Origin of the sequence: Halomonas sp. AOP22-C1-8, from assembly GCF_052378905.1 — a bacterium.
GTDB lineage: Bacteria > Pseudomonadota > Gammaproteobacteria > Pseudomonadales > Halomonadaceae > Vreelandella > Vreelandella citrativorans.
The window spans coordinates 108,019-117,006 of sequence record NZ_JBQSYD010000009.1; the positions used below are offsets into that span (position 1 = coordinate 108,019).

The window sequence follows — 8,988 nt, forward strand, 5'->3', positions numbered from 1 at the left end:
AAGTGTCTGCGTTCGGCAACGTTTCAGACAGAACCTAATACGGTTCAGCTTATCCCGTCAGCGGCGCGCAATCCAACGCTGTGGGTTAATTGGTTTGCCACTCTGACGTACTTCAAAGTAGAGCGCATTACTTGATTGTCCACCACTGTCGCCTACGCGGCCAATTTCGTCGCCACGGCTGACCTGCTGGCCAGGACGTACGCTAAACTGCTGTAAGTGAGCATAGAGCGTCATGATCTGGTCGCCATGGTCAATAATCAGCAGGTTGCCGAAGCCGCGCATCCAGTCGGCAAATACCACCCGCCCGGTGTGCACGGCATTTACCTGCGTACCGGCGCTTGCCTGGATGACAATACCGTTATAGTGAACGCCATCACGACGATTAAATGTTGTGGTGATGGCACCTTGCACGGGCCACGGCAGATCCCCTTGAGTACGGGTAATCTGAGTGCTGGGCGTGGGGGCATCCAGGCGCGCTAGTTCCTCCTGAATTTCACGCAGCTTACGCTCGGCCTGCTCCCGGTTATCGTTAAGGTCCGCCAGGCGATCAGCTTCGCTACCATAGCGATCATCCAGCGTGGCCACGACGTTGCGCCGGTCGGAGGAGCGCTCAGCAAGCCGTACCCGCTGCGCATCCAGCTCGGTGGCGACACTGGCCAGGCGCGTTTGGCGCTCGTTAAGGGCCTGCTCCGTATCGGCAAGCGCGGTATCCAGCCGGGCAATATCGGCAAGACGTTCATTGCGTGCTTGAGTAAAGCGGTTCAGGTAAGCCTGCATACGGTCAAGCTCGGCCGGGTCGCCCTGGTTCAGCAGCAGCTTGAGCTGTGGCGTCGGCCCTAGCCGGTAAAGCGCCGCGAGTTGTTGGCTAAGGGCGGCGTACTGGCTGGCTTGCTCGTCCTCCAGGCGGTCGCGATGCTGGCGCAACTGGTTCATTTCATCGTCCAACTGGCGCCGCTCGGCCTGTAAGGCATCCAGCCGCTGGTGAGTGTCGGCCAGCTCCGTTTCAACCTCGCGTAGTTCACGTTCGGCGCTGTCCCGTGCTTCTCCTGTTGTACTGAGCCGCTGCGTAAGCGACTCAATTTCCTGGCCAAGCGCATCCAACTGCTGGCGTGTTGCCTGCTCATCCGACTGGGCCAAACCCGCCGGTGAGTACACAATGACCAGTAGCGCACCCAGTACTAACGCGGTTCGCACAGGACGTCGCAACGGTATGATCAAGTGAAATCAATCAGCGGGTTCCCGGTCATGGCCTCGGGAACCGGTTGATTCATCATGGTCAAGAGTGTCGGGGCCAGGTCGCACAGGCGGCCATCGCTTAACGTGCCGGCTCGCTCACCCACGTAAACCAGCGGTACCACAAAGGTGGTGTGGGCCGTTTGGGGGGCGCCTGTGACCGGATGCACCATCTGCTCGGCATTACCGTGGTCGGCGGTTACCAGGCAAGCACCGCCAGCGCGCTCAATCGCGTCAATAACGCGGCCAACGCAGATATCGACCGTTTCAATAGCTGTTACCGCCGCGTTGAAGTCGCCGGTATGACCCACCATATCGCCGTTGGCATAGTTACATACGATGAAGTCAAAGCGGCCGCTGTCGATAGCCTCAACGAGGTTGTCGGTAATCTCGTAAGCGCTCATCTCGGGTTTTTCGTCGTAGGTCTTCACGTTCCGAGGGGAGGGCACCAGGATGCGCTCTTCGCCCTCATACTCGGCTTCGTTGCCACCCGAGAAGAAAAAGGTAACGTGGGGGTACTTCTCTGTTTCGGCAATACGCAGCTGCGTTAAACCGCGCTTGGCGACGACTTCGCCCAGGGTATCGTTGAGATCAAATGGCGGAAACGCGGCCGGTGCAGGAATGTCCGCCGCGTACTGGGTCAACATGACCAAGCCCTTGCCCGCCAGCGATGGGCAGGCCCTACGCGAAAAGCCGCTGAAGCCAGGCTCTACAAATGCACGGGTAAGTTCGCGCGCGCGGTCAGAGCGGAAGTTAAGAAACAGGGCGGCGTCACCGTCTTGCAGGGTAACGCACTTGTCGTTGAGCAATACGCAGCTTGGCAGGACAAATTCGTCGGTTTCGCCGCGCTCATAGGCGTCGCGCAACGCGGTTTCGGCACTGGTGGCATAGATGTCAGCCTGGCCTTCGGTCAGCAGATGGTAGGCTTTTTCTACCCGCTCCCAGCGGTTGTCGCGGTCCATGGCGTAAAAGCGGCCAATAATGGAGGCCACAAAACCATTTTCAGCGCCTACCAGCTCGGCCAGGCGGGCATTAGCGCGTTCGATAGAAGCCAGCGCGCTTTGAGGCGGCATGTCTCGGCCATCCAGGAACGCATGAATAAAGATACGTTGCGCACCGCGGCGAGCCGCCAGTTCGGCCATCGCGATGAAATGATCTTCATGGCTATGTACGCCGCCAGGCGAGAGCAAGCCCAGCAGGTGAACGGCGCGGCCATTGGCCACGGCATCATCAATCGGCTGTGTCAGGTTTTCGTTAACGTCCAGATCGCCCTCTTTAATGGCTTTGGTGATCCGTGTGAAGTCCTGATAAACGATGCGTCCGGCACCCAGATTCATATGGCCCACTTCTGAGTTGCCCATTTGCCCATCGGGCAGGCCTACGTGGTGGCCGTCAGTATGCACAAACGCGTGTGGACGATTCGCCCAAAGCGCATCCATTACGGGCGTGTTGGCCGATGCCACCGCGTTATTAGCGCTATCGGGGTTGTGTCCATAACCGTCAAGAATGATCAGTGCGACGGGACGCGGAGTAGACGTAGCCATAAGAACCTCGTTCGGTTGAGTAATCCAAGCGGCGTAAAGCAATCAGCAACGAAAGCGCTGTTTGAAAGTAAAGAGGTTTAAAAAGGTGAGTCAACTCACGTTATTTTCAAACAACTCCTTGTGATCAGGGTCGCGACTGATGCACGCTTGGGGCATCATAACGTAGGCGACCGCCGGGCGTCATGAGCAAGGCCTGCGCGGGGTGCCCTGTGACGTGTATACTTATCGCGTTTTGACGGCGGCGTTGCCGCTTTTTTCTGCATAGACCAAGAGATTGTGTTCGCGATGATCGATCAGTTGTTCGAATTCGTACAGAACCACCCCCTGCTCGTTGGGGCGTTTTTGCTGGTGCTAGTAGCGTGGCTTATTTATGAAACGCGTAGTGCTTCAACCAATGCGGTGACCTCAACCCAGGCCACCCAGCTCATCAACCGAGAAGATGCGGTTGTGCTGGACATTCGTGAAAGCAAAGACTTCAAAGCCGGGCATATTGCTGGCGCACGTAACATTCCCCATAACAAGCTTGATAACCGTATGAACGAGCTGGATAAAGTGAAAAACCAGCCGATCATCGTCGTATGCAAGCATGGGCAAAGTGCAGGCGCGGTTCAAGCCAAGCTTGCCAAGGCCGGTTTCGAGCGTGTGACTAAATTGAAAGGTGGCATGGCGCAGTGGCAGGCCGATAGCCTTCCCGTCGTTAAGAAGTAAGCGTTCTCACCTTTTACTATTGATTCAATGAACAACGAGGAGTTTCCCCATGGCGGAAGATAACAACACCCCGCAGGCTGGTGCAGCAGCGTCCGGCGACAAGCCGCAGCTGAAGTTCTCTATGCAGCGTATTTACGTGAAAGATATCTCCTTTGAAGCACCTAACTCACCGTCTGTTTTCAAGCAGGCGTTTAAGCCGAAGGTGAATCTGGATCTTAATACCACCAGCACTAAAATCGATGACGACCAGTATGAAGTGGTTGTGAAAGTCACCGCTCAGGTCAACGATTCAGAAACCGGCACTACCTCGTTTCTTGCAGAGGTTGAACAAGCGGGTTTATTCCGTATTTCGGGCATCGAAGGCGCTCAGTTGGAGCAGACACTGGGTGCGTTCTGCCCCAACCTGCTGTTCCCTTACGCGCGTGAGTGTGTCGATAACCTGGTCAACCGTGGTGGCTTCCCGCCACTGATGTTGGCACCGGTGAACTTTGAAGCCATGTACGCCCAGCGTAAGCAGCGCGAAGCGCAACAGGCAAACCAGGCCGAAGTGAGTACTCACTAAGCATGCAGGCTGCCGACTGGTATGCCGTGCATGGCAAAATGCCGCGCCTCCATGTACCGGCTGTTTTTGCAGTAGGCCAAGAGGTAGTGCTGCCGGAAGGCCCGGCGCGCCATGTCACCCGCGTGCTACGCATGGGTGAGGGCGCGCCTTTGGTGCTGTTCGATGGCCAAGGCAATGAAGCGGGCGTCCGCTTGGCCGAGGTAGGGCGTAAGCATACGACGGCGGTTATCGACGCCGTTTGGGCCGGTGAGGGGGAATCGCCCTTTGCTGTGCACCTTGGCCAGGCGATTTCCAAAGGCGACCGGATGGATTACGCGATCCAGAAGGCGGTTGAATTAGGTGTCGCTGCTATCACGCCACTGTATACAGAGCGTGGTGATGTACGTTTAAAGGGGGATCGTGAAGCCAAAAAGCTGGCCCATTGGCAGGCTGTTGCGGCAAGCGCTTGCGAACAAAGTGGCCGGGCGGTCGTGCCTGTTGTTCACTCGCCGCTAAGCCTTGTTGAGTGGCTAAGTGCCCGCCAGGAGCCGCTTCGCCTGATGCTGCACTTGGCAACGGGCAATGCGTTTGATCAGCCGGAACGCCCTGAGGCTGCCGCACTTTTAATTGGCCCTGAAGGTGGCTTAACGGAGGCGGATATTGCAGCCGCTCAGGCAGCTGGCTTTACGCCATTAACGCTAGGGCCACGTGTTCTGCGTACGGAAACAGCCCCGGTGGTTGCCTTGACCCTTCTACAGCACTACTTTGGTGATTTGTAAGCGCCTACTAACACCTTCATTGATCCCCTTCCTCAGTGGCCTGCTGTTTAGCGTTAGCCTTCGCTATAGGCTTTACAAGTGTGAATGAGTAGCCATTAGCCTGGCCTGCGTTAAGCAGCGGCCATCACTATGTAGCGGGCCAGCTGCTTTGCTCGGTGATCCTCAGGCGCCATACTATAGACTCACTTTTTAAGGACGGCACCCATGGTCCGTGAATCAACGACTCCTCCTCGCGCTACAAGCGACGCCTCTGCCCAGTTAGGCGAAGTGGCGTATTTAACTGTTGTGACCGTTAATAACACGGGCGCGTTTTTGCGTTGGGGACAGCCCAAGGACGTTCTCTTGCCGTACAGTGAGCAAATCTTCCGGCCGGATCCTGGCAAGCGGGTGCTGGTCATGCTGTATGAAGATGACCAGGGGCGGCCTGTGGCCTCCATGCGCCTTGATCGCTTTTTAACCGATGATGCCTGGGCGCTTGAAAAGGGGAATGAGGTGAGCGTCGTGGTCGCTGACCGCACCGACCTCGGTATGAAAGTAGCGGTTGATCACCGCTATTGGGGGCTCATTTATCAGGATGATATTTCTCAGCCGCTGCGCCGCGGGCAGGCGCTAAAAGGCTACGTCAAGCAGCGCCGTGAGGATGGCCGGTTGGATATTTCTCTGTTGCCGCCAGGCGCGGCGCGGCTAGACGTCGTCGGCGATAAAATACTCAAAGCACTGCGTGAAAGCGGCGGCTATCTACCGCTGGGCGATAAAAGTGACGCCCACGCGATTAAAGCGCGGTTGGGTGTGAGCAAAAGTGCGTTTAAACAAGCCATTGGGCGGCTTTATAAGCAGCAACTGATTACCTTGGAGCCTGACGCGATACGGCTGGTGCCGGGCGCGCTTGCTCCGTAACGGCGCCAATGGTTGGAGCTTGACAGGCAGTACGGCATACTGCCTACCTATTGTTTACGTATGGATTGTGCCCCGATGAGTCAATCAAATCTGCATCTCGGCGTCGTGATGGACCCCATCAGCGACATCGCTTACAAGAAAGATACCACCATAGCCATGCTGTGGGCGGCCCAGGAACGCGGCTATATCCTGCACTATATGGAGCAGGAAGATCTTTTCTTACAGGCGGGGCAAGCCTACGCACGCATGCGACCACTAACCGTGCATCGCGACCCTAACCATTGGTACGACCTGGGTGAAGCGGCTGCCCGGCCACTGGCTGAGCTTGATGTGGTGTTAATGCGTAAAGACCCGCCGGTGGATGCTGACTTCACCAATGCGGTCCACCTCTTGGGTTTTGCTGAGCGTGAAGGCGTGCTCATTGTTAATCCAACCTCAGCACTTTTACAGTGTAATGAGAAGTTGTTTGCCCAGCAGTTTCCTCAGTGCTGTACGCCCACCATGGTGGCCAGCCGCGATGATGTGCTGCGGGCCTTTCATGCCGAGCACGGCGATGTGATTTTCAAACCGCTGGACGGGATGGGCGGCACCGGGATTTTCCATATCGGCCCTGATGGCCGCAATATTGGCGCGGTCATTGAGCAGCTAACGCTGCGTGGTCAGCGCCAGATTATGGTTCAGCGCTACCTGCCTGACATTAAAGACGGCGACACGCGTATCCTGCTGGTGGACGGTGAGCCGGTACCCTTTGGGCTGGCGCGCATCCCATCGGCAGGTGAAACGCGCGGCAACCTGGCAGCCGGTGGCCGTGGTGTCGCACGTGATCTCACTGAGCGTGATTACTGGTTGATTGAGCAAGTACAGCCAATGATTCGTGAAAAAGGCCTGATGTTTGTAGGGCTGGACGTGATTGGCGACTACATCACTGAAATTAACGTTACCAGCCCCACCTGCGTGCGTGAAATTGATGACCAGCGCGGCACGAATATCGCGGGCCTGTTGTTGGATGCCATCGAACGTCGCTTGAGCGCTGCTTGATACGCCTGATTCACACTTGATGATAAGAAAGGTCTGCTGGCTATGTCAGCAGATCGTAGGAGACGCATGCAAAGTTTGAAACACCATTTTTTAATGGCGATGCCGCATCTGGATGATCCTGACTTTGTGGGCAGCCTGATCTACCTCTGTGATCATGACCATAATGGCTGCATGGGGGTTATCACCAACCGCCCGTTGGATATGACGCTGGATGCACTGTTTGATCAGTTGGAGCTGGGGGGGGAAGACAGCCCCCACCGCAATGCTCCGGTCTATTACGGTGGCCCTACGCACAAGGATCGCGGCTTTATCCTCCATCTTGGCGATAGCCAGGAGTGGGACTCCAGCGTTCAGGTAGAGGATGGTGTGGCGCTGACGACCTCTATGGACATTCTTCAGGCGCTAGCTAACGGTGAAGGTCCTGAGCACTTTCTGATTTGTCTGGGCTGCGCGGGCTGGGAAGTCGGTCAGCTTGAAGATGAGCTAAAGGACAATAGCTGGCTGACGGTTGAGGGCCAGACGGAAGTACTGTTCAACACACCACCTGCTGAGCGCTTAACGGCTGCCGCAGGATTGTTAGGAGTGGATCTATACCTGATGACTCGTGATGCAGGGCACGCGTAATGGCAGAGGTTGGCCAGCGCTTAATTCTTGCCTTTGATTATGGGACGCGGCGTATTGGGGTAGCCGTGGGCAATGAGCTTTTAAAAAGCGCCCGCGAGCTTTCCCCACTTACTGCACGTGACGGCATCCCCGACTGGAATAAAGTAGAGCAACTGCTGAAAGAGTGGCAGCCGGACCTTCTGGTGGTTGGCTTACCGCTCAATATGGATGACAGCGAGTCGGACATGAGTAAGCGTGCCCGCAAGTTTGGCAACCGTTTACATGGGCGCTATGGCAAACCCTGCGTAATGGTAGACGAACGTGGCTCTACCCGCGAAGCCAAGCTGATTGCCCGTGAAGCGGGTCACCGAGGCAACTACCGCGAAGAGAGCGTCGATGGCATTGCGGCGGTGTTGATTCTGGAAGGCTGGTTTGCCCATCAGGAAGGTCTTCCCGATGGGCGTTCTGCTCTCTAGTGTATATAAGTAGCGTTAGCGATCCAGTGTCCCGATCTGGCTGGGTACAAACCAGCGCACCGGGTGAAGGTCTTTCTCAATCAGTGAATCGACGTGCAGCAGCGTTGCAAAGATGGCCATCCGCATGGCGATGCCGTTATCTGTCTGACGAAAGATCGCCAAGCGCGGGTCGCCGTTAAGATCCACGTTCAAATCATTCGCGCCGGGGCGGCTATCGCGGGGCAGCGGGTGCATAACAATGGTCGATTCACGGCAGCGTTGATCCAGAAACGCCTTGTTGACTATAAAATCATCCGAGATGCCCTGGAAGTTCTCGTTCATTTCTTCGGTAAAGCGCTCTTTCTGAATTCGCGTGGTGTACACAACATCCAGATCACTGAAGTCAGTGGCTAAATGATCACGTACCTCTACCTGGTGCCCGCGTGATGTGACCAGGTCAATCAGTGCAGTAGGCATTTCAAGCCCGGGCGGCGATACCAGTGTGATACGTAACGGATCGTATAAAGAAAGCAGCTTGATCAGAGAGTGCACCGTACGCCCATACTTGAGATCGCCGGTCAGCAGAATATGTGCTCCGCCAAACGATTTGCCTAATCGCTGAAACTCCTTATCGATCGTATAGATATCCAGCAGGGCTTGGCTTGGGTGTTCACCAGGGCCGTCGCCGCCGTTAATCACCGGTACATTCGTCGCCGCCGCAAACTCGGCAACAGAGCCTTGATCCGGGTGGCGCATGACAATCGCATCGCAGTAGCCACTCATTACCCGGCTGGTATCGTAAAGCGACTCGCCTTTGGCCATGGATGAGAACGTAAAGCCTGTGGTATCACATACGCTGCCGCCCAACCGACAAAACGCCGTATGAAAACTTACCCGGGTGCGCGTGCTGGCTTCGAAGAACAAGTTGCCCAAAACGGCTCCCTCAAGAACACGGGTAACCTGACGACGCTGGGCAATGGGCTCCATTTGGGCCGCAACACGAAGAAGGTGGTTAACGCTGTCGCGGTTTAAGGAGTCAACGGATAGCAGATGGGGGCTCATCATGGACCTCATGTTGAAGTAGAAGGCGAAGTGGGTAGATGAAGTGATTGCGTGTAGTGTAACCGCCAATACGTGGTTCGCCGAAGTGCTTTCACGGCCTTATAAAAGAGGCTGCTGATGTTTTTCAA

At 56.1% G+C, this 8,988-nt stretch carries 10 protein-coding genes; 7 read left to right on the forward strand and 3 right to left on the reverse strand.

From position 1 onward, the window contains the following. Positions 1 to 57 precede the first annotated feature (57 nt). A complete protein-coding gene (locus ACT3TY_RS07115; RefSeq protein WP_441678713.1) occupies positions 58 to 1,194 on the reverse strand; it encodes a murein hydrolase activator EnvC family protein in 1,137 nt (378 codons plus the stop codon). 20 nt (positions 1,195 to 1,214) lie between these two features. Then, complete coding sequence (gene gpmI, locus ACT3TY_RS07120; protein WP_444627766.1) at positions 1,215 to 2,777, reverse strand: 2,3-bisphosphoglycerate-independent phosphoglycerate mutase; 1,563 nt, start codon at positions 2,775 to 2,777, stop codon at positions 1,215 to 1,217. Between the two features lie 285 nt (positions 2,778 to 3,062). Between gpmI and ACT3TY_RS07125 the strand changes: the two genes are divergently transcribed. The 7 genes from ACT3TY_RS07125 to ruvX all read left to right on the forward strand — a co-directional run bounded on the left by ACT3TY_RS07125 (position 3,063) and on the right by ruvX (position 7,819). Further along, positions 3,063 to 3,485 carry a rhodanese-like domain-containing protein gene (locus ACT3TY_RS07125; protein ID WP_193053411.1) on the forward strand — a complete coding sequence of 141 codons (423 nt, stop codon included), beginning with the start codon at positions 3,063 to 3,065 and terminating at the stop codon, positions 3,483 to 3,485. A gap of 49 nt (positions 3,486 to 3,534) precedes the next feature. Further along, a complete protein-coding gene (gene secB / locus ACT3TY_RS07130) occupies positions 3,535 to 4,047 on the forward strand; it encodes a protein-export chaperone SecB (RefSeq protein WP_172118917.1) in 513 nt (170 codons plus the stop codon). Between the two features lie 2 nt (positions 4,048 to 4,049). Further along, the gene (locus ACT3TY_RS07135) at positions 4,050 to 4,805 is read left to right on the forward strand and encodes a 16S rRNA (uracil(1498)-N(3))-methyltransferase (protein ID WP_444627767.1); all 756 of its coding nucleotides are present in this window, start codon (positions 4,050 to 4,052) and stop codon (positions 4,803 to 4,805) included. A 204-nt stretch (positions 4,806 to 5,009) separates the two neighbouring features. After that, positions 5,010 to 5,702 carry a CvfB family protein gene (locus tag ACT3TY_RS07140; RefSeq protein ID WP_444627768.1) on the forward strand — a complete coding sequence of 231 codons (693 nt, stop codon included), beginning with the start codon at positions 5,010 to 5,012 and terminating at the stop codon, positions 5,700 to 5,702. Positions 5,703 to 5,777: 75 nt separating this feature from the next. Beyond that, the gene (gene gshB, locus ACT3TY_RS07145; protein ID WP_441678719.1) at positions 5,778 to 6,740 is read left to right on the forward strand and encodes a glutathione synthase; all 963 of its coding nucleotides are present in this window, start codon (positions 5,778 to 5,780) and stop codon (positions 6,738 to 6,740) included. 66 nt (positions 6,741 to 6,806) lie between these two features. Further along, positions 6,807 to 7,364: a YqgE/AlgH family protein gene (locus tag ACT3TY_RS07150; RefSeq protein ID WP_444627770.1), complete on the forward strand. Its 558-nt coding sequence runs from the start codon at positions 6,807 to 6,809 to the stop codon at positions 7,362 to 7,364. Continuing rightward, the gene (gene ruvX / locus ACT3TY_RS07155) at positions 7,364 to 7,819 is read left to right on the forward strand and encodes a Holliday junction resolvase RuvX (protein WP_087106910.1); all 456 of its coding nucleotides are present in this window, start codon (positions 7,364 to 7,366) and stop codon (positions 7,817 to 7,819) included. Before ACT3TY_RS07150 ends, ruvX begins: the two co-directional genes overlap by 1 nt. 15 nt (positions 7,820 to 7,834) lie before the next feature. Here the strand turns inward: ruvX and pyrB are convergent, their stop codons facing one another. Then, on the reverse strand, positions 7,835 to 8,860 hold the full coding sequence (gene pyrB, locus ACT3TY_RS07160) for an aspartate carbamoyltransferase (RefSeq protein ID WP_444627774.1): 1,026 nt from the start codon (positions 8,858 to 8,860) through the stop codon (positions 7,835 to 7,837). Between the last annotated feature and the right edge of the window lie 128 nt (positions 8,861 to 8,988).